This window comes from Lysinibacillus sp. FSL P2-0066, from assembly GCF_037969495.1.
Taxonomy (GTDB): domain Bacteria; phylum Bacillota; class Bacilli; order Bacillales_A; family Planococcaceae; genus Lysinibacillus; species Lysinibacillus boronitolerans.
In genome coordinates this window covers 2,858,598-2,879,459 of sequence record NZ_CP150202.1, presented here as the reverse complement: position 1 = coordinate 2,879,459, position 20,862 = coordinate 2,858,598, and the positions used below count along the sequence as shown (strand labels likewise).

The window sequence follows — 20,862 nt, the reverse complement described above, 5'->3', positions numbered from 1 at the left end:
AAATCAGTGAAATATATCTAATCCACGTGTTTTGTTCATGAAATGTTCCATTTTCTCGCTCAATAATTTTTTTAAGAAGAATCCGAACAGGATAAAAATGAACCAGAAACCTAATAGGAAGATGAGGTCCATCCAGACAGTTGACCAGATAATTCCACCGACTGCTTCACGCATCATTTCAATCGCATACGTAAAAGGTAAAAATGGATTGATTAGTTGGAAGAACCTTGGTAATAACTCGACAGGATAGGTTCCACCAGAACCTGCAATTTGTAACACAAGCATCACAATCGCTAATGCTTTTCCTACATTACCGAAGACGGCTACGAGTGTATAGACAACTGTTATAAATACGAGACTAATGAAAAGTCCAAATAAGATAAAGTAGGCAGGTGCTTGAATGGAGCCGTCTACTAAGAAAATATCTCCAATGGTAATAATAAGGGTTTGAATAAATGAAAAAGTTGCAAAGGTTAAGAGTCGACCAAAGTAAATTTCTCGAATACTATATGGCGTATCTCCATGAAGATTCACAGACAATAATGAAATTAATAATAGACAGCCTACCCAAATAGATAGTACTGTGTAAAACGGTGTCATGGCTGTTCCGTAGTTCGCAATAGGGAATACGCGATGTTCCTTCAATTTAATAGGCTCCTCAAAGAAATCACGTTCGGCATTGACATCATTTTTTAGTAATTGCACAATCTCTGCTATATCTGCTTCTTCTTCTAACGTTCGTAGCTTATTCGCTAATTCTTTGATTTTAGCACTTAAAGTTGGAAATTCAGTTTGTATCTTTTGAATAGCATGATTCGCTGTTCCTAGCGTGTTTTTGGCCTGTGTCAATTTATCTGTTGCCTGAGGTATGAATTGTTTTACCTTTGTCAGCATGGCAGAAGCGTTAGTTAAAGTTTGTTTCGCGCTCGATAGGGTGGAACGAATTTGTGGCTCTAGACTTTCCTTATAGTAGGATAAGAATTTTTGTAAGTTAGCTGTAGCATTTTGTGCGATTTGTTGTATAGCTGTAATATCCTGCTTAATGACATCTTTATCAATGGGCTTTAATTGATCCATTTTATTTAGTAAATCGTCATGTAGAGTCTGTAATTGTTGTAATGAGTTAAGCGCATTTGACGTTGAATCAATGAAGTTTGGAGGATGCTCCAAGGCTTCGCGAATGGCTGTAAGCTGTTCAATGATTGGCTGATTCGCTTCCGCATTACTTTCCTGCAAAGAACCGATAATGGTTGTTAAAGAGTCTTCTAATTGCTTACGAGTCGAAGCATCTGCCTGAATTAATTTTTGCAGTGCCTCCAGCGTCTGAATACTATTGGTTATGCTGTCTTTGGAAGTAGACAATTGATTTTTAAGTGCCTCTTTCGTTTGTGTAATAGAGGCAGGGTCAAAATTTATGTTATTGAGCTTATTGATGATATCTGTAAAATGTTGGGCAATATTTTGGACAGTTGTGACATCCTTTTTGATGACAGGAGATAGTTCATTAAATAAAGCATCTGCTTCATTCACTAAATGTAAACCCTTCTGAATGGTTGTTAAACCATCTGTTGTTAGTTGTTCCACCTGCGGAACTTGTGTCAGCGCCTGATTAAGTAATTGATTTGCCTCTTTTCCTTGAGTAGAAGCTTGAGTTAAAAATGAATTAATATCAGGTAAATGTTGTTCTATAGTAAAAACATAATTTTCGAATTTGCGGAAATCAGGAATGTCACGTTCCATTTCAATGCCAATTGTATTAAAAATCGAAAAAAGTGTCCCATTGACGGTCGATACAAATTCATTGGAAACTTGCTGTGTAAGTACGCTCGCTCCTTTACTTGTAATTTTAGGGGCAATAGGATTCTTTTTTTCGTTTACATAATAATCAATATGCGCCTTCGTTGGTTGATCGGTAAGAATGGATGTTAGTTTTTGCGAAAAATCATTTGGAATGACAATGACTGCAAAGTAATCACCATTTTTCAAATGCTCCTTAGCTTCCTTTTCAGTCTGTAGCACCCAAGTAAAGCTTTTATTCGTACGTAAAGTCTCAATAACCTCATTCCCGACATTAATTGCTTCATCTCTTACGGTGGTTCCCGTATCTTCATTGACAATTGCGATTTTCATATTAGAGGTGTGGGCGTAAGGGTCCATAGAGGCATAAATATTTAGCCAGGCATAAAGAGAAGGAAGAAAAATTAGTCCACCTATAATAACAGCTACGACCCAGTTTGTAACAATATTACGGATATCTTTTGTATAAATTTGAAAAACATGCTGGAACGAGTTTTTCATCATAATCACCCCACATTCAAATTTGCATGAACTCTCATTATGTATGTTCCCAAATATACTTAAAATTATGTTATAAATGTGAAATATCTTCATTTAAAGGCGAATTAGTTTACTAGGTTTTCAAAACAATTTATAATCAATCGCGAATGCACTAAAACTAGGGCTTTTAGTGTAAAAAAGGAGGTCACTGCTTTAGTGAAAAAACTATTAATTATTGGTTCAGTGATTGTTGTTTTATTTGCAGCAATTATTGTGCTTACCAACATCTCAAACAAAAGTAAATTAGAAAGCGCAAACAACCCTTATGGCGATAAAAAGCTAAAACAAGAAACAATTGATCAATTGGATGATGAAAACTATCAAAACATTATGTTACCAGACGAACTAGAAGCTAAAATTAAAGCGGGCGAACCGGTTAATGCTTACTTCTTCAGTCCAATCTGTGTACACTGTCAAGCATTTACACCAGTATTAATGCCAATGGCCGATGAGCTTGGTGTTGATATTGCTCAATTGAATGTCTATGAATACGATGATCTATGGGAAAAATATAATATTAAGGCAACACCAACATTCATTCGTTTCGAAGATGGTAAAGAAGTAAATCGCTTTGTAGGAGCTCTTAAAGAAGAAGATTTACGAACGTTCTTAAATACGGTTGTGTTAAATAAATAGAAAAGTAAGAGACTGTATCAAAATTATTTAGATACGGTCTCTTTTGTTTTTGTAGTGTATACTAAAAATACTGAATAGTTGTACACTGGAGGAAATATAAATGTCAATGGATGATTATTTTTATAATGGTGAACTGATGAAATGCTATGAATTAGCGAAGCAGGTGACAAACGAAGAGGACAAAGCATTGGCACAAAAATATATTCGATTATTAGAAGAATATGAATATGATCGTTATCCAAAGCCAACTGCTCATATCGAAGTACAGCATGTGGAACGAGCTGATGAAAGCTATCCAGAATCAGATCTAGTTGTAGAAATACGAGCAATAAAAGATGAAGAGGCATTTGCGATGCGTATTCAGCAATTGGAGGAAGTCGCAAAAACTGGAACATCAGCTGACAAAGCGCAATCCTTTTTTACACAAGGAGAGCTGTTCTTATTCGCACATCATTACAATGAAAGTGTTCACTGTTTTCAGCAAGCAGTAAAGGAAAACCCAAATAAGGCTGTCTACTGGGGGATAACAGGGCAGACGATGCACCGCTTTGGCTGGATGCCATTTGATGCCCTCGGTTATTTGGAGCAAGCGATTCAGCTAGATCCAACAAATCCTCGTTGGAAATGGAATAGAGCCCTCGTACTTATTCAATTGGCAAAAGATTTGCAAATGGCTCCATTTATAGCGAATGCTGCACTGACATTGGAGGATGCGCTAGCTTCTTGTGGTGAAGAGCAAAAATCGTTGAAAGCTGCTATTCAAAATACAATCGACAATATGGATAGCTATGTTTTCTCATAAGATAATTGGATGTCTCCAAAGTAAATGGAGTCATCCTTTTTACTTAAAAATCTAGTGAGCGAGGTTCGTTGCCATATTTCACAATCATGGTATGATAAGAAAGAAATTGATTTGTTGATATAAAGGACGGATTTTTTATGGCACAAGAAGTGGCAAATAAGTTTATAGAAAACGTATGTAACCATTTAGTTCGCAATATGAATATTACAAAAGTGGAAGAGCATTTTAAGGAAACGATTGCCATGCAGCGACAATCAGCTTCAACATCTGTAGACTTTTGGGACATGTTGATGATTAATATGCTTTATTTTACTGAGAATGAACAGGCTTGGGAGCAAGAATTTCTAAAAATGCTTCGAGCTAAAGAGTGGCTAAAGCCATCAGCTCTTGAAGAGGAATTATTAATGCATCAGATGCGAATTCGTCAACAAGTAGCAGAGCAATTGGATGCTGCAAAGGATTTATTCCATCAGCAATATGAGTCGGAAGAGATGACAGAGGAAGCGATTATTTACGATTATGCCTATAGCTCTGCTGGGCATTCCATGCGCATGGATTTATTAACCGTGCTTGTTTCCACGCCAGAGCAATCAAAAATACTCTTTGACGCAGACCCTCAAGAAACGATACGAATTGTTAATGGCTATATTGCCTACCATACAGATGGATTAATTAATAGAACAAAATTATGCTGATTTTGTTACGAAGCTTTACGCGAAAGGAATTTGATTGAATGAATACACCATTTACTTTTAACCATACACAACCAACAAATATGGACCCTACGAAGAAATACCCCGCTCTTTTTTTGCTTCATGGCATGGGCAGTAATGAGGATGATTTACCACAATTAGTGCAGGATTTTCAAGAGCAATGTCATATATTTAGTTTACGAGGGCCAATTACGCAACATCCTGGCTATGCTTTTTTTACTATTCAAGACGTAGGGCAACCAGATCGCGCTATCTTCGATAAAGTGTTGGTAGCATTGCAACGATTTATATTAGAGGCCATCGATGAATATCAAATTGATCCTCATAAAGTATTTGTTTTAGGCTTTAGCCAAGGCGCGGTTTTAGCACAATCACTTGCCTTTGTCATGGGGAATTTAGTGACAGGGATTGTTGCATTAAGTGGTTATATGCCAAAGTTTGTGACAGAGGAATATGCTATTCGCTCTGTAGAACATTTACATGCTTTTATATCGCACGGCGATTATGATTATGTAATACCTTCTCAATGGGGTATGGAAAGTAAAGAGATCTTTGAACAATTTGGTGCTAAGGTGACCTTTAAGCAATACCCAGATGGACATGGTGTAACACCTGACAATCTTCGTGATCTAGTGGCATTTTTAGCACAGCAACTACAGGAAGAAATTCAATAAAAGGAAATCCGAGGCAAAAATTTGTCTCGGTTTTTTTGGGTACTGTAATATGACCTATTATCAAATTATTTTTCTCCAATAGTGATTGGAAGAATCGAGGCAAGAAGGTTCAATTTCACGTCAGTCGGTGGTATCATAGAAGATGTTGTGAATGAGCGTGCTTTGTTAGATAAAACATGTACTTTATGTGAAAAGAGAGACAGAACAGATCTAAAAGGGGTAAAATAATAATTTGATGTGCTAGATGCAAATTTTGTCGCTTTCTATCGATGGAAGCGTGTAGAAATTATGGAGAAAAGGAATTAAGCTGAATGGAACAAAATCTGAAAACGGAGCATAAACCACTAGCCTCCGAAAAAACAAGAGGGAAGTCATCACGTTCTTCTATTTTAGCGCAAACCGTCAAGACAGGGATTATCAAATCCAATTTAATACCTATGTGGGCTGGTTTAACGCTAGGCATGTACAAAAATAAAATGACGTTTGTAGACAATATACCTGAAATCATTTTTTCAACAATCGGTTCCGCCCTTGTCATTGGAGCTGCAGGGGCCTTTAATAATGTCTATGATCGTGATATTGATGCGATTATGCCTCGTACACAAAGCCGACCAACTGTAACAGGTGAAATGTCAGCGAAATCGACTTTATCATTAGCTGTCGTAATGTTAATTATTGGAGTAGCTGTGTTGGCACTTGCGTCACCTTTAGCAGCGGCATTTGGTTTATTAGGGGTATTCCTATATGTAGTCCCATATACAATGTGGACAAAGCGTCGTACGATTTATAATACAGAAATCGGTAGTATAAGTGGTGCGGTACCACCATTAATCGGTTGGTCTGCTGTATCTACAGATATTACACACCCAGCGATACTTGGATTATTTTTTGTGATGGTCATTTGGCAAATGCCACATTTCTATGCGATTGCCATTCGCAAACGTGTAGACTATGAAGCAGCCAGTGTGCCCATGCTACCAGTTATCAAAGGGATGCGTCGAACGTATTATCAAACCAACTTCTATTTAATACTATTGATTCTATCAAGCTTCTTATTTGGCTCGTTAAGTGTAGGGATCATGCTTGTGGCATTAATCTTAAGCGTTGCTTGGCTGGTGATGAGTATTTATGGCTATCATAGTAATACAGATCAAGTAAAATGGGCTACCAAAATGTTTGTTTTTTCACTATTCCATATGACGATACTATTCTCAACAGTCATTGTGTACTCTCTCGTAGGAGTAATCTTTAAGCTTTATTAATTTTCCTCTTTATTTATTTAAAAATTACAATGACGAAAATAAAACCAACAAGTTTACTCGTTACTTGTTGGTTTTTTATTTTCGACTGAAACGATTTGACGACTTGGCCACTCGAATGCATGTAACTGTCCGCCAAACACTGCTCCACCGTCAATGCCAATAATATTATTTTCTCCGAAATAAACACGATAATCAGTTGGATTATGATGTAGGTTAAAGGTAGGGGTATGGCCGAAGATTATTGTTTTTTCCCCTTGATAGCCTGCGTGAAATTCCTCGCGAATCCAAAGTAAGCGCATGGGGTCAGTTTCGGCTATTGTAACACCTGGTACAACGCCACCATGAACGAAAATAGCATCTTCTAATTCAATATATATTTCAAACGTCTCAAGTAACTGTAAATGTTCTTCGAGCTTAGGGAGCGTTTTAATAAAGCTAGGCAGAGTATTACTTTCGATAGCTTCCTCAAAGTCTTCCAATTGATAGCCATAGCTTGCTAATGTTGCCTCACCACCACAAAGCCCTACCCAATGGTTCCATGGTTTTGCAAGACCTGAACGGCATGCATTGAGCATGATCGCCTCATGATTACCTAGCAAAACGCGAGCACCCTTTGCCTGTAGTTCACTCACTAAATTTAACACACCACTAGAAGAGGGCCCTCTATCAATATAATCACCAAGAAGAAAAAGCTGGTCGTTCATTGGGTCATAGTTTACTTTTAATAATAATTCTTCTAGTAGCCCTAATTCTCCATGTATGTCACTTATTGCTAGTATTCGGTTCATTTACGAGCATCCTTTCTAATAGTACAGCTTTACCCTTAAGTATAGAGAATTATTCTACAAATTTCGACTTTTCCAGCTTCTTCTGGCCTTTTTCATAGGACTTTGAAAGAAACAATTCTCATACTACTCTTTTTATCATATGATAGGTGATTTTATATCTTTATTCATTTGTCTAGAGAGGATGACTTATGAGAGGAAGGGAAAGGGAAACACAGCAGAAGCAAATAGCAATGCTCCTACTGTTTGATTGAAAAATTATAGCTGTAGTTTTTCCCATGCTTGCTTTGCTATTTGTTCATCAAATGTTGAAATTAGGCGAAAATTATTGCTGTCTAATATGCGATAATGCTGACTGATGACGTTTTGCTGTAGCCGAAAACCACCATATTCCTGAATGTTTTTCCACCATATGTATCCACCCATTGTTTTCTCTTTTGGCTGCAATGTTCCATTATTCGCGATTAAATCCACAACCTCTAATGGATCACCACCAAGTTCATGCTGTAATATCGTACTGTCTCGGCACAATGTGCAAACTGTAACAGTGGTTGTCCAGCCAGCTAGTATACGGCCTTTTTCAATTTGGACAAGTGTTTTTTTTGATAATCCTAGTAAATCACTCATTTGATCCTGTGTGAAAGCTTTTTCTGTACGGATTAATTTCAGCTTTTCTGAAACGAGTGTGATTAATTGTTCACGATTCATCCTAACACCCCTTATTTTCAGATTGTTAAGTTCCATTATACATGAAAGTAAAGAAGCGTGTTTTTCTTTCAACTTGGGAAAGGGAAGAGATCGTCGTGTTAAATTGAAACAGACTGCCCATAGTGGACAGTCTGTTTCATGTTAGATTTCATATTTTTTCGTATCAGAGATCACCCTGAAGTGGATGCCTTTAATCTGAGCGCTTACTTTATGGCGAAGTGTATCAATATCCACAAGCTCCTCTTTATTTTTAACACACACAGCAATCTCTTGTAATAGCTTTGTAAATGATTCTTTAAATAGAGAGCGCATATTATCGAAATCTAAACTACGAAAACTCCCATCAATATCGAAAGCTTCAACTGAATTTAATTGCTTGGAAGCTCCTGCAAAACGATCATCGTAGACTGTGTAATTTTCATCTGTGACCACGATAATAAATAGAACTTCCCCCGTGATTGTTTTTAACTCAATATTTGTTTTGTGTTTTTTTACATCAGTAATAATGTGAATACCATCTGAATGATATAGCTTAAATAATGTCATGTATATGGCCCCCTGCAACTAAAATCATTTTTCTCTATCATTATATAGTGAAATGGCTAATAATGGAATAAGGTTTCTTGCCTTTACGATTGAACCTCTGTTTGGAGAGGTAGACTTTTTCGAAGAGGACGAACCTCGATATAATGAATTTGATGACCTTGCTGCTCATAGATGCTAAAGATATAGGAGCCCAGCTCAATATTTTTTGATGCTTTAATGCCGTTATTCACAGTTAAGAACCAACCACCTAATGTTTCCACTTCCTCAGCATCTAGTGTAATGTTTAATAGATTTTCCACATCTTCCACAAGCATTTTTGCATTTAATAAATAATGATGATCTGTAATTTTTCGAATATCCGCAATTTCATCATCATCAAATTCATCTCGTATTTCACCAACAATTTCTTCTAAAATATCTTCAACCGTTACAAGACCAGATGTACCACCATATTCATCCATTAGGATGGCCATATGGATACGTTCCTTTTGCATGCGTACAAGTAATTCTTGAATTGGAATTGTTTCAATTACTCGAATGACAGGATTAATGAAATCTTCTAGAACTAAAGAGTCGTCTGTAAGTTGTTCAAGTAAACCGTGCGTTAATAGTTCTTTCGCATTGATGAAACCTAGTATATTATCTCGGTCCCCATCATAGATCGGGTAACGCGTATATTTTTCAGCAGCGATGTAATGAATAATGTTTGTAAAAGATTCATTTTGTTCAATTCCAACAATTTCTGTTCGGGGAACCATGATTTCACGAGCAATACGTTCGTCAAATTCAAAGACGTTATTGACATATTTGAGCTCAGATTTATTGATTTCACCACTTTTAAAGCTTTCAGACAGTAATAAACGCAATTCTTCCTCTGTATGAGATAGCTCATGTTCGCTAGCAGGTTTCATACCGAATATGCCAACTAACACGCGTGCAGAACCGTTCAAGAACCAAATAAATGGATACATGATCTTATAGAAAAACATAATCGGTTTTGCGAAAAGAAGTGTAATGGATTCAGCTTTTTGAATGGCAGCTGTTTTTGGGGCTAATTCGCCGACCACTACATGTAAAAACGTAGCGATGGCAAAGGCTGTTCCAATTGTAAAAATCGTCATATATTTATCAGAAATGCCGATCATTTCGAATAGCGGGTGAAGCATAAATTCAAAAGTTTTTTCACCAACCATCCCGATACCAAGAGCGGTTACAGTAATTCCTAATTGACAGGCTGATAAGTATTCGTCTAAGTGTTGAACAACATGTTTAGCAGCAATTGCTTTTTTATTGCCTTCAGCCACCAGCTGATCGAGTCTTGAGGAACGTACTTTTACAATGGCAAATTCTGTTGCCACGAAAAAGCCTGTTAAAGCTAATAAAATGGTAAAAATCGATAGGTTTATTATGGTCTCCAAATAGTCGTTCTGTAAAAACAGAACGTCACCTCCTAATTATGAATGAGTAATAATAAGGATTGCATTAATGCAATACTTTCGGGTGAAACATTTTTCTTAATCGTTTCAATTTTTTTATCATCTTGCTTGTTCATTTGTGCTAGCAGAGATGTAACATCATGCTCTAAATCTTGCATTTTTAAACGAAGCACCTGTACATCGATTTCTTCATAGGGTGTGATGTTTAACTCATGTTGGATTTGTACTAGTGAAAGCCCTTGTTGTTTGCGCTGTTCAATAAATTGAAGCCGTTTAATCATGGCTGGATCATAGTAGCGATAATTTGCTGCAGAACGTTCTGCATCTAGCAAACCAATATTTGTATAGTAATCGATTGTTCGTTTAGTAATGCCTGTTTTTTCTGCAAGCTCGCCAATTTTTAATTTTTCTGTCCCAATGCAAACACCTCCAAACCATCACGTGATACTTTGATTATAACGTGATGGTTTTAGTTTATTCAAATGATAGCCTTTGATATTTCGAAATGATAAGAATTTTTTCAAAAAAAAGAACGTTTCTGCCATAATTAAATGGTAGAGACGTTCCTAGGTTTATGGAAGTAAATAAGTATCATATAGGTGATGGAGTGCTTCCTCACCATTTTTTTGTAAGAGAATTTCTTCATTATATGTAAGTGTTATGCTCGTTTGCTCGCTATCAATTTTGTCGTCAATTATTTTACAGGTAATAGTCACAAAGCCTGATTCAGCAAGCTTTTCTTTCATGTCTTCACGCCACGCCTGATCAGAAAATAGTGGGGGCTGCCAAGTACCTCTCACATGTAGCTCATTTTTTTCAGGGTCATAATCCCAGCGTATGTCACGTAAAATAGTTTTAAATAGGTCATTAACCGTAAACGACGTATCTTTATAGTTAATGTCTAGAGCACGTATTGCATGGACATCTCGGCTAACTGCACTTGCTGCGGAATTAGCAGCTGAATTGATGCCTGAAGCAGCATCTTTAATTTCGGATAATCGATCACCACAGCCAGAAAGTAGCGCGCAGATGCATGTGATACAAGCAATCTTTGTCATCCATTTCACAAGTAGTCCCTCCAGTCTAGTAAGTTGTTATTACTATCTTATCGAAAAGAAAAATACGAAGAAAGGGCATGAAGGCGGCAGATTGTGACGGTTTTGCAACGATGCGACCTCCACTTGATTGTTCGGCATTTGGGAAGTATAGAAGTCTGAAAATTTAGTAAAATATTAAGAGAAGGGGAGCGGTTTGTGGTGAAAATTAATGATGAAATGCTTGATCGATTAGGAACATATTTTGTATATCATGCTGTTTATGATAATTATGGCATTACGTTTGAAAACTTTGTGGAGCGTTGGCTACGAGGCATACTTGACATATAGCGAGCTGGACTTTAAAAACTCCTGGAAACAGGAGTTTTTATCTATAAAAAAGACATTTATTAACCTTGTTTAGATACTTTATTCTTGATGACTGATGCGATATTACTTTCTATCTAAAGGGGATGAAGTATATGAAGAAAATTCTCGCACTGTCCAAACAAAAAATTTAACGATAGAAACAGCTCCAAAAATGGAACAGGCAAAGACATCTGATAAACCTACGATTCAAATTTAATAAACAAGCACTCGATGCCATCTTACAGCATATCGTTGATACTGTAGGGCAAAGTGACAAAGTGACAACTGCCTCTTATTTAATTCAAAAGGGAAACAGTAGAGGTAGTACGAGCCGTAGAGACATGACAGCTATGAGCGAACAGTCCTCAGCAGGAGCGGAGGAGCTATTGGCAACGATGGAGCAGCGAAACATCGCGGTTCATAACATCAATAGCAAGACCCACAATGAGCAGCTATGACCGACTCTTAACAGGCAGCACTAGCTAAATTTCAATAGTAAATTAAAAGAGCTGTAGGTAAGGTGAAGTTTCCATCCAACCTTGCCTACAGCTCTTCTACTTATTTAAAAAATTGTGTAATAAATTGATTTGCTTCCTGCCAGTTATAGACCCTTACAACATTATTAGGAACGGCAAGCCGATTATAAGGTGTATCAAATAACACAACAGGTATTTTTAACTCCTCTGCCAGCATCACTGCATTATCATGCTTATCCTCAAAAAAAGCTTCTACATGATGTTTTTTTGCAGCGGCTAGTTTATCATGGCTGCCGAGAAGCTCGATATGGTCGTACGGTATAGCTTGCGATTTAAACCAATTGACTGTGATGTCTGCTACATTTTCACCTCGTGCAGAAATATAATACAGCTCAAAATTATTTTTCCAAGCGGTTAGAATATTTTTTGCATCTTTTGCGACCTCAGAGACCTCGTACATGTAAGGTTCATTTTCCTTAAACCAAGTATTAAAGGCACTTCGGTCAATAGGGTGTGGAAAAGCAGATAAGAAATCATATTCACAAACATCATCCAGTGTAATATTTACATTGTATTGTTTATTAATATGTGGAATGAGTGTACTTGGACATGTCACAGTCCCATCAATATCAATACCAAAGCGGGGCTTTTTCATGCTAGCACCTCCTTAGGCATTCGCTTTTTGAGCTTCTTCCGCTGCACGTTTTTCTTCCATTTCTGCTGCTAATTTATCAATTTCTTTCTTCAGTTCTTCCACCATTGTTTCTTCTGGCACTTTACGAACTGTTCTCCCCTTCATAAATAACAATCCTTCACCACGAGCACCAGCAATCCCGATATCAGCCTCACGTGCTTCTCCAGGACCGTTTACTGCACAGCCTAGAACAGCTACTTTTAACGGTACATTTAATTTTGAAATATATTCTTCTACTTCATTGGCGATAGAAATCAAATCAATTTCAATGCGTCCACATGTTGGGCAAGAAATCAGTGTGGCCATATTAGAAGCTAGACCAAAGGATTTTAATAGTTCTCGTGCTACTTTAATCTCCTCTACAGGGTCAGCAGAAAGGGAGATACGTAATGTGTTTCCAATACCTTTTGAGAGGATAGCTCCAAGACCTGCTGCTGATTTTACAGTACCAGCAAATAATGTCCCTGATTCTGTAATCCCTAAATGGAGCGGATAATTAAAGGCTTTGGCCGCTTTTTCATAGGCTTCAATGGCAAGATTAACGTCAGATGCCTTCATTGACACGATAATATCGTGGAAGTCCAAGTCTTCCAAAATCTTAATATGGTGTAGAGCAGATTCTACCATCCCATCAGCTGTAGGATAGCCGTATTTTTCTAAAATATGACGCTCTAATGAACCGGCATTTACACCAATACGAATTGGTATACCTTTCGCTTTGGCTGCATTAACAACAGCTTCCACTTTTTCTTTACGACCAATATTACCTGGATTAATACGTACTTTATCAATACCATTTTCAATGGCTTTTAATGCTAATCTATAATCAAAATGAATATCAGCTACTAATGGAATATGAATACGTTTTTTGATTTCGGCAATCGCGTCCGCTGCGCGTTCATCTGGTACAGCAACACGAACAATTTGACAGCCCGCTTCCTCAAGACGAAGAATTTCTGCAACTGTTGCTTCTACATCATGTGTTTTGGTTGTACACATACTTTGAATGAATAATTCATTACTACCACCAATTGTTAAGTTACCGACACGCACAGGGCGTGTATTTGAACGGTGACAAATTTCACTCATTAACTTTCTCTCCTTTTCGGGCCTCTATTTTCAGCCGTCACTGTCATTTATTTTAGCAGTGTAAGAAAATAAGGACAAGGAAGAAACGCTAACTTTTCATTTTCCGCATTTGTTTTCAAGTTCAAATGAGAGAGGAAGCTTGATATTTTCACCTGGAACTAGTGCTTGTAATTGTAAGTGTGGGTTTAAGTTGTAAAAAAGTTGTAAGCGTTCTGGAAAGGTCATGGGAACTTTAGCAGGGTGTAGGGCAAATAAACTATGAATGGTATCTCCTTCAATCGTTTGTACGGTAATATAATTTGGCTCACGCTGTTTTTCACAAAGTCCGTTTTCTGAGCTCTTTGTGGATAAAGCCGCAAGTGGGATGGACCCTTCTGTTAAATCTACTTTGACGACAAAGGCAATTACGATGATGATCGTAGTTAAAATGAATGCTCGCAAAAAATCCCCTCCTTTTCTACACTATATTGAGAAGAGAGGGGATTCATGCACATTATTTTATATTTGGTTGTTTTGGATATTTTGTAAAGGCCACAATTAATAGAGTAATGGTTAAAAATAAAGATAGTACAGTGATAACAGTACTGTTAACGGGCAAATAGTCTGCTAGCATCGAAAGTAACGTAGCCCAAGTGATAGCAAAGGTAGTTGTTCTCCAAATGTGGCGATATTCACCACGACGCTTCATCGCTTTCAAGATAAATAAACCTGCTAAAGCATAAAGGGCAATTTGTGCAAAAATAAGCATTGTTGTCACAACGAAAAGCATTAGGAAAGTGAAAGGGTACAAGAGCCATTTAATGCCCTCTATGTAATCAGTTAAACCAGTTAAACTATCCATATCAAATGTATCAACTGACATACCTGCTGCAAAACGACCTAAAGAGAATACGGACACAATGGTAATCAGTAGAAAAGTATATTGAATAACCTTTCCAATAGGTAACAAACGATAGGCTGCTAGTTTTTTAGGATGTATAAGACTATCAATAAAAAGCTGTGAGTGTTTCATGCTATATCTCCTCCAATCGATATTTTAACATGTTCAAAGAGGACAAGATATGAAAGAAGTATAAATGAGGAGGGTCGTGATGTTAAAATGTTAACATTATGTAAAGAAGTTAAAGGATTTCTTTACTTTTTGTTTGGAATCATTTAATGATTAGAACAGTAGTAGAGATGTAGGAATTGGAGCGAAAACAATTGACAATAGATTGGCAAAGCATTCTCTTTCAGTTTTTAGGTGGGTTAGGGGTCTTTTTATTTTCCATTAAATTCATGGGGGATGGGCTTCAAAAGTCAGCGGATGATCGGCTACGCGAATGGTTAAATCGCTTTACCACAAACCCAATTATGGGTGTCCTGGTAGGTATATTTGTAACGATTTGCATACAATCAAGTTCTGCCACAACAGTCATCACTGTAGGGTTAGTGAGTGCTGGCTTTTTAACATTGCGTCAAGCAATCGGCGTCATTATGGGGGCAAATATCGGTACAACTATTACAGCATTTATTATTGGTATTAATATTGGACTCTACTTTTACCCTTTATTGGCAATTGGTGCGGCCTGTTTATTTTTCTTAAAGAAAGCAACGTATCAACATATTGGTCAGATTCTATTTGGCTTTGGTGGCTTATTTTTAGGGCTAGAGTTGATGAGTGCTAGTATGCAGGCATTACATCAGCTTGCAGATTTTGCATCGTTAACGCTTCATTTAAGTAATCAGCCGATATTAGGCATATTTTTAGGAACCATTTTCACCTTACTTGTACAAAGCTCTACTGCAACAGTGGGGGTGCTGCAAGGTTTATATGCAGAACAGTTAATTGGTTTAAATAGTGCCTTACCGATTTTGTTTGGTGAAAATATTGGCACGACCATTACAGCTGTTTTAGCTTCTCTTGGAGCTTCTATTTACGCTAAGCGAGCAGCAGCGGCTCATGTACTATTTAATGTGATTGGGACGATTATTTTCATGTTATTGTTTACACCGTTTATGCAATATGTACAGTGGATCAGTGGCGTATTTCATTTGGAGCCTCGCATGCAAATAGCCATTGCTCATGGCTCATTCAATGTATTTAATATGATGATCCAACTACCCTTTATTGCTGGACTCGCAGCATTGGTTACAAAGCTACTTCCAGGACATGATGGCAATATCAATGTAACAACAAAGCATTTAGATCCATCATTCATTGATTCCTCTCCTGCCATTGCGCTGGGGCAAGCTAAAGAAGAAGTATTACGCATGGGTGAACATGCATTGCGTGGGTTGGAAGAAACGTTTTTATATATGAAATCTGGAGAGGCACAGCATATTCCAACGGTGCTACAGCTAGAAGTCGGGCTTAATCATCTAGACAATGAAATTACTGATTACTTAGTAATGGTGTCTAAGCAGCCTCTTTCTCGTGCAGACTCAGTAAGACATCATACTTTATTAACAAATGTAAGAGACTTTGAACGAATTGGAGATCATTTTGAAAATATATTAGAGCTTTTACAGTATAAGGATCACCACGAGGTTAGCTTAAGTAAATCAGCGCGACAGGACTTGATAGGGATGTTTAGTTTAGCCATTGAGGCAGTACGTAAAAGTATAGAAGCATTAGATACGGCAAGTTTAAGCTTAGCTCAAGAAGTAACAGAGCTAGAAAGCCTGATTGATGATATGGAAGATAAACTACGTCAAAAGCATATTGCACGATTAAATACGAATGAGTGTAGTGGGGCTGCTGGGATTGTTTATATGGATATTGTGAGCAACCTAGAACGGATAGGAGACCATGCAGTAAATATTGCAGATTCTATTTTAGGTATTCGTCATTAATGAAACTTTTCACTTTGTTATTCCGTATGAAAGGCAATGCACGTTAAAAGGAGAGAAACTTTATGGAAGTTGTTGGCTGGATCTTAGTGATTGCCTGCTTTATTATTTCATTTGTTGGTTTAGTGTATCCAATCATTCCTGGTGTACTGTTTTTAGTTGGTGGATTTTTGCTCTATGGCTTATTTTTCTCATTCGCAGAGTTAAGCTGGTGGTTCTGGATTATTGAAATATTATTTGTCGTGCTGTTATTTGGTGCGGACACACTGGCAAATGCATTTGGTATAAAAAAATTTGGTGGCTCCACCGCAGGAATGTGGGGAAGTACCATTGGCTTATTATTCGGTCCATTTGTCATCCCTGTGGCTGGGATTTTAATTGGCCCATTTTTAGGGGCAGTGATCGCTGAATTAATTGTAGAGAAGCGAACATTTAGTGAGGCTGTGAAAAGTGGCGTTGGCTCATTAGTAGGCTTTTTAACTTCTACTATTGCAAAGGCTGTAATTCAAATCGTGATGATTATTGTATTTTTTATCGCCATTTAATGTCTCATTTTTAAGGTTTAGTGTGAGGGATGAAGGGGTAAGATAGTAAACGTATCGGTATTTCGGTCAAAAGGCTGAAATCTTCAAATTGAAGTATTTTTCGTTGAATGGTTTGACCAATTTTGATAATCTAAGGATGTACTAATTATTTCTTATTTTAGGGAGGAACTTAACAATGGCTTACGAATTACCACAATTAACTTACGCTTATGACGCATTAGAACCACATATCGATGCAAAAACAATGGAAATTCACCATTCTAAACACCACAATACTTATGTAACAAACTTAAACGCAGCAGTAGAAGGTACTGAGTTTGCAGAAAAAGACATCAACGACTTAATCGCAAACCTAGATGCTCTTCCAGCTGACAAACAAACTGCTGTACGCAACAACGGTGGCGGACATGCTAACCATACATTATTCTGGGAAGTAATCGCTCCAGGCGGTTCAAATACACCTGTTGGTGAAGTAGCAAAAGCAATCGATGCTAAATTCGGTTCTTTCGATGCTTTCAAAGAAGAATTTGCTAAAGCTGCTACAACTCGCTTCGGTTCAGGTTGGGCTTGGTTAATCGTTGATGGTGACTCAGTTGCTGTTACGTCTACTCCAAACCAAGACTCTCCAGTAATGGAAGGCAAAACACCAGTTTTAGGCTTAGATGTATGGGAACATGCATACTACCTAAACTATCAAAACCGTCGTCCAGATTACATCGGTGCATTCTGGAACGTAGTAAACTGGGATGTAGTAGAAGCTAAATTCCAAGCTGCAAAATAATAACGAATACTTGGCTATGCCTAAAGTGAGCAATCACGGAGGCATAGCCTTTTTTTATTGGATAAAACAGCAAATTAAGGGATGTGAGCTAGAGATTTATGGATAGAGAAGCCGAAATATATGGAGAGCATAAAATAGGGCAACCTTTCTACATAAAGTACCGTCAAATAAATGATGTTTTACATAAGAAATCGTAAGTGCGTGCTTTTCTGTCATACCGTCGAATGGTATACTAGGTATCGTGTATTGAAATGATCAGAAGATGAGGAGGGGAATACATATGCGCAAAGCACCCGGGAAAAATCGCGCGGCGAGTGTTAAAGCAAAACATCATTCTAATTTAACATTTCGTATGAATATCCTTTTCTTTGCAATATTTATCGTATTTTCAATGTTAATTTTTAGACTTGGCTATATGCAGATCGTCAAAGGGGAAGATTATGTACGTGATTTAGAACGTAAAGAAGAGGTACCTGTTAATACAAGTGTGCCAAGGGGACGTATGTATGATCGATACGGGCGTATTTTAGTAGATAATCACCCAGAGAATGCCATTACGTATACGAAAATGCAAACAACCACAACAGAGGAAATGCTTGATATCGCGAAAAAGCTGGCACAATTAATTGAACAGCCAACAAAGCGTGTCACATTGCGTGATAAACAGGATTTTTGGATACTACAAAATCACGATGCTGCCTATGCAAAAATTACCAAGGCAGAAGAGGATAAAATCCGAGCACAAGAAAATATTACAACAAGCCAAATCAATGCAGAGATTGATAAACTGGTACGCGAACGTATAACAAATGATGAACTTTTACAATTAACAGAGGCAGATTTAGAGGTATTAGCGATTTATCGTGAAATGGTATCTGGCTATAATCTATCTCCTCAAATCATTAAAAGTGAGAATGTATCAGCAGATGAATTTGCACGTGTATCTGAGCGTTTAACTGAACTACCAGGTGTTAACACAACAACAGACTGGAAACGTGTCAAATTATCATCTTTATCTATTCTTGGACGTACAACGGTTCCAACAAAAGGGATACCGAAAGAGAAGCTCAATTATTATTTAGCACGTGACTACTCGCGTAATGACCGTGTAGGAGAAAGTTACATTGAAGCACAATATGAAGAATTACTACAAGGTCAAAAAACCGTTGTTAAAAACATTACCAATAAAAAAGGCCAGGTAGTCGACACAGTAACAACCTATGAAGGGGAGCCGGGTAAAGACTTAATCCTATCATTGGATAGTGAGTTGCAAGCTGCAACGGATAAGATTGTAGAAGAAGAACTGCTTAATTTAAAGGCACTTCCTGGATCGTATTTATTAGATCGCGCCTTTTTAATTATGATGGACCCGAATACTGGGGACATCTTATCTATGGTTGGTAAGAAAATAGAAAAAGATCCTGACACAGGAAAAAATATGATCGTTGACTATGCTTATGGGTCATTTACAACGGCTTATGAAGCAGGTTCATCCGTTAAAGCAGCGACAGTTCTTACGGGTTACAATCAAGGTGTAATTTCGATGGGTACTTCAATGGGAGATGAGCCGATTATATTAGCTGGCACGGATCCGAAAACGTCTATTTTTAACAGGGGTGGATATATCCCGATGAATGACTTGTTGGCATTAGAACGTTCTTCCAACTCCTATATGTTTAAAATTGCGTTGCTGCTTAATGGAACACCTTATAGTTATGGTATGCCATTACGCTTAAAGGACGATACGTTCTCAAAAATGCGTAATAATTATGCGCAATTTGGTTTAGGTGTGAAAACAGGCATTGATTTACCAAATGAATTTAGCGGAGTGCGTGGTCCATCAGGTCCAACAATGGGTGGTAAAACACTTGACTTGGCGATTGGTCAGTATGATACGTATACACCACTTCAACTTGCGCAATATATTTCAACAGTTGCCAATGGTGGCTATCGTATTCAGCCACATGTTGTAAAAGAGGTTCGTGACCCATCGCAGGATGGCAAACAATTAGGCCAATTAGTGACAGAAGTAGGACCAACTATTTTAAATCAAATTGATAATCCAAAAGAGGAAATCGATTATGTAAAAAAAGGATTGCGTCGAGTATATACTGGTAATCAAGGTACAGCAAGAGCTCAATTTGCGGATACTCCATATACAGCTGCTGGGAAAACTGGTACTGCAGAGGTAGTATACTACGGTCCACTACGTGAATACTTTGGTACAAACACGATTAACTTAACGCATGTTGGTTTTGCACCATATGAAAATCCTGAAATTGCCTATGCAGTTGTGATCCCATGGGTTAATACAAATTTAGCTCCACACTACTATCAAAATAATGTCATCGCTAGACGTTCTTTAGATAAATACTTTGAATTAAAAGCCAAATATCAAGCTGAAAAAGTGACAGATAGTAATGTAAAACAGCCAATTTTACCAGCGATTACAGAAGAAAAAATTGGTGAGGATGAACAGGAATAAAGGGCATGGGGTATGCTCTAATACAAAAAACAGATTTGGAAAATTTATTTTCCAAATCTGTTTTTATTTTAACCTTTTCAAGACGAATCATTAATTTTAAATGATGGGCTAATTCATTAACTATAAAAACAACAAGGGTTGCTGAGATGCGGGGCGTATACAGAAAAAGATGACGCTCTACTTTTTTAGTAGTGTTCATTATTTCTATATTGATAGCATGGTCGACTTATCGTTCTTCAGTGTATTGAAGAATCTTTAAATGTAGCGGGAAAGACATTGTGCATAATTCAAAGGAACTTGTCAAAATTGATGAACTCAATCAGTCAGTTGCGAAATTTAAACTGTACTACGTAGTGAAAGGGGCGTTTGCATAGCAAAACGCCCCTTTAAAATATTTAGTGCCTTTATGCGGATAATTGCTGAATGGCTAATTCAAATTGCTCTCTTGGTTTTACCCCATAAAGTTCTATATTGTTATAGAAATAAGAAGCTAGCATAAAATCAATCGCCTCTTGAAGTGTGTAGTCCCGATGTTCCATTACTAATGATAAATATGTTTTAAAATAATCAGCATTTTGTACTTTTGCATGTTTCATGACAAAGGTCAAACTCTCCTTATCATTAAAATAAATATTTCCTGACACAATTGCTTATTATA

General features: G+C 37.3%; 22 protein-coding genes. 10 read left to right on the top strand and 12 right to left on the bottom strand.

Features of this window, described 5'->3' with window-relative positions:
- Positions 1-3 precede the first annotated feature (3 nt).
- A complete protein-coding gene (locus tag MKZ14_RS14400; protein WP_339280162.1) occupies positions 4-2,298 on the bottom strand; it encodes a YhgE/Pip domain-containing protein in 2,295 nt (764 codons plus the stop codon).
- 195 nt (positions 2,299-2,493) lie between these two features.
- Here MKZ14_RS14400 and MKZ14_RS14395 point away from each other — a divergent pair, with 195 nt between their 5' ends.
- The 5 genes from MKZ14_RS14395 to cyoE all read left to right on the top strand — a co-directional run bounded on the left by MKZ14_RS14395 (position 2,494) and on the right by cyoE (position 6,424).
- The gene (locus MKZ14_RS14395) at positions 2,494-2,973 is read left to right on the top strand and encodes a thioredoxin family protein (RefSeq protein ID WP_016993501.1); all 480 of its coding nucleotides are present in this window, start codon (positions 2,494-2,496) and stop codon (positions 2,971-2,973) included.
- Between the two features lie 100 nt (positions 2,974-3,073).
- Positions 3,074-3,775 (top strand): O-linked GlcNAc transferase, encoded by a 702-nt coding sequence (locus MKZ14_RS14390; RefSeq protein ID WP_016993500.1) that lies wholly within the window; start codon positions 3,074-3,076, stop codon positions 3,773-3,775.
- Between the two features lie 137 nt (positions 3,776-3,912).
- Positions 3,913-4,470, top strand: coding sequence for a hypothetical protein (locus MKZ14_RS14385; RefSeq protein WP_016993499.1), 558 nt, complete (start codon positions 3,913-3,915; stop codon positions 4,468-4,470).
- A gap of 38 nt (positions 4,471-4,508) precedes the next feature.
- Positions 4,509-5,162 carry an esterase gene (locus tag MKZ14_RS14380; protein ID WP_339280161.1) on the top strand — a complete coding sequence of 218 codons (654 nt, stop codon included), beginning with the start codon at positions 4,509-4,511 and terminating at the stop codon, positions 5,160-5,162.
- A 311-nt stretch (positions 5,163-5,473) separates the two neighbouring features.
- Positions 5,474-6,424 (top strand): heme o synthase, encoded by a 951-nt coding sequence (gene cyoE / locus MKZ14_RS14375; protein WP_016993497.1) that lies wholly within the window; start codon positions 5,474-5,476, stop codon positions 6,422-6,424.
- A 53-nt stretch (positions 6,425-6,477) separates the two neighbouring features.
- Here the strand turns inward: cyoE and MKZ14_RS14370 are convergent, their stop codons facing one another.
- The 6 genes from MKZ14_RS14370 to MKZ14_RS14345 all read right to left on the bottom strand — a co-directional run bounded on the left by MKZ14_RS14370 (position 6,478) and on the right by MKZ14_RS14345 (position 10,957).
- Positions 6,478-7,212 (bottom strand): metallophosphoesterase, encoded by a 735-nt coding sequence (locus MKZ14_RS14370; protein ID WP_333005815.1) that lies wholly within the window; start codon positions 7,210-7,212, stop codon positions 6,478-6,480.
- 255 nt (positions 7,213-7,467) lie between these two features.
- Positions 7,468-7,917: a helix-turn-helix transcriptional regulator gene (locus MKZ14_RS14365; protein WP_016993495.1), complete on the bottom strand. Its 450-nt coding sequence runs from the start codon at positions 7,915-7,917 to the stop codon at positions 7,468-7,470.
- A gap of 141 nt (positions 7,918-8,058) precedes the next feature.
- Positions 8,059-8,463 carry a hypothetical protein gene (locus tag MKZ14_RS14360; protein WP_004227282.1) on the bottom strand — a complete coding sequence of 135 codons (405 nt, stop codon included), beginning with the start codon at positions 8,461-8,463 and terminating at the stop codon, positions 8,059-8,061.
- A gap of 83 nt (positions 8,464-8,546) precedes the next feature.
- The gene (locus MKZ14_RS14355) at positions 8,547-9,881 is read right to left on the bottom strand and encodes a hemolysin family protein (RefSeq protein WP_036076200.1); all 1,335 of its coding nucleotides are present in this window, start codon (positions 9,879-9,881) and stop codon (positions 8,547-8,549) included.
- A gap of 32 nt (positions 9,882-9,913) precedes the next feature.
- Positions 9,914-10,297: a MerR family transcriptional regulator gene (locus MKZ14_RS14350; RefSeq protein ID WP_081977454.1), complete on the bottom strand. Its 384-nt coding sequence runs from the start codon at positions 10,295-10,297 to the stop codon at positions 9,914-9,916.
- A gap of 174 nt (positions 10,298-10,471) precedes the next feature.
- Entirely contained in the window at positions 10,472-10,957 is a 486-nt protein-coding gene (locus tag MKZ14_RS14345; protein WP_238542867.1) for a hypothetical protein, read from the bottom strand.
- Between the two features lie 195 nt (positions 10,958-11,152).
- Here MKZ14_RS14345 and MKZ14_RS14340 point away from each other — a divergent pair, with 195 nt between their 5' ends.
- Entirely contained in the window at positions 11,153-11,284 is a 132-nt protein-coding gene (locus MKZ14_RS14340; protein WP_016993490.1) for a hypothetical protein, read from the top strand.
- Between the two features lie 576 nt (positions 11,285-11,860).
- On the opposite strand, the gene MKZ14_RS14335 is transcribed toward MKZ14_RS14340, so the two are convergent.
- The 4 genes from MKZ14_RS14335 to MKZ14_RS14320 all read right to left on the bottom strand — a co-directional run bounded on the left by MKZ14_RS14335 (position 11,861) and on the right by MKZ14_RS14320 (position 14,573).
- Complete coding sequence (locus MKZ14_RS14335) at positions 11,861-12,433, bottom strand: nucleotidase (RefSeq protein WP_016993488.1); 573 nt, start codon at positions 12,431-12,433, stop codon at positions 11,861-11,863.
- Positions 12,434-12,445: 12 nt separating this feature from the next.
- A complete protein-coding gene (gene ispG / locus MKZ14_RS14330; protein WP_339280160.1) occupies positions 12,446-13,561 on the bottom strand; it encodes a flavodoxin-dependent (E)-4-hydroxy-3-methylbut-2-enyl-diphosphate synthase in 1,116 nt (371 codons plus the stop codon).
- Positions 13,562-13,657: 96 nt separating this feature from the next.
- Positions 13,658-14,002 (bottom strand): hypothetical protein, encoded by a 345-nt coding sequence (locus MKZ14_RS14325; protein WP_016993487.1) that lies wholly within the window; start codon positions 14,000-14,002, stop codon positions 13,658-13,660.
- Between the two features lie 52 nt (positions 14,003-14,054).
- A complete protein-coding gene (locus tag MKZ14_RS14320; protein WP_036076196.1) occupies positions 14,055-14,573 on the bottom strand; it encodes a DUF1189 family protein in 519 nt (172 codons plus the stop codon).
- 191 nt (positions 14,574-14,764) lie between these two features.
- On the opposite strand from MKZ14_RS14320, the gene MKZ14_RS14315 reads away from it, so the two are divergent.
- From MKZ14_RS14315 to MKZ14_RS14300, 4 genes are all read left to right on the top strand, one after another.
- Positions 14,765-16,396, top strand: coding sequence for a Na/Pi cotransporter family protein (locus MKZ14_RS14315; protein ID WP_333005822.1), 1,632 nt, complete (start codon positions 14,765-14,767; stop codon positions 16,394-16,396).
- A gap of 62 nt (positions 16,397-16,458) precedes the next feature.
- Positions 16,459-16,938, top strand: a complete 480-nt coding sequence (locus MKZ14_RS14310; protein WP_016995357.1) for a DUF456 domain-containing protein — start codon at positions 16,459-16,461, stop codon at positions 16,936-16,938.
- Between the two features lie 175 nt (positions 16,939-17,113).
- The gene (locus MKZ14_RS14305; protein WP_016995356.1) at positions 17,114-17,719 is read left to right on the top strand and encodes a superoxide dismutase; all 606 of its coding nucleotides are present in this window, start codon (positions 17,114-17,116) and stop codon (positions 17,717-17,719) included.
- Positions 17,720-17,999: 280 nt separating this feature from the next.
- Complete coding sequence (locus tag MKZ14_RS14300; RefSeq protein ID WP_036076194.1) at positions 18,000-20,204, top strand: penicillin-binding protein 2; 2,205 nt, start codon at positions 18,000-18,002, stop codon at positions 20,202-20,204.
- A gap of 404 nt (positions 20,205-20,608) precedes the next feature.
- Here MKZ14_RS14300 and MKZ14_RS14295 read toward each other — a convergent pair whose 3' ends face one another.
- Positions 20,609-20,800, bottom strand: a complete 192-nt coding sequence (locus tag MKZ14_RS14295) for a hypothetical protein (protein WP_131520597.1) — start codon at positions 20,798-20,800, stop codon at positions 20,609-20,611.
- Positions 20,801-20,862: the final 62 nt, after the last annotated feature.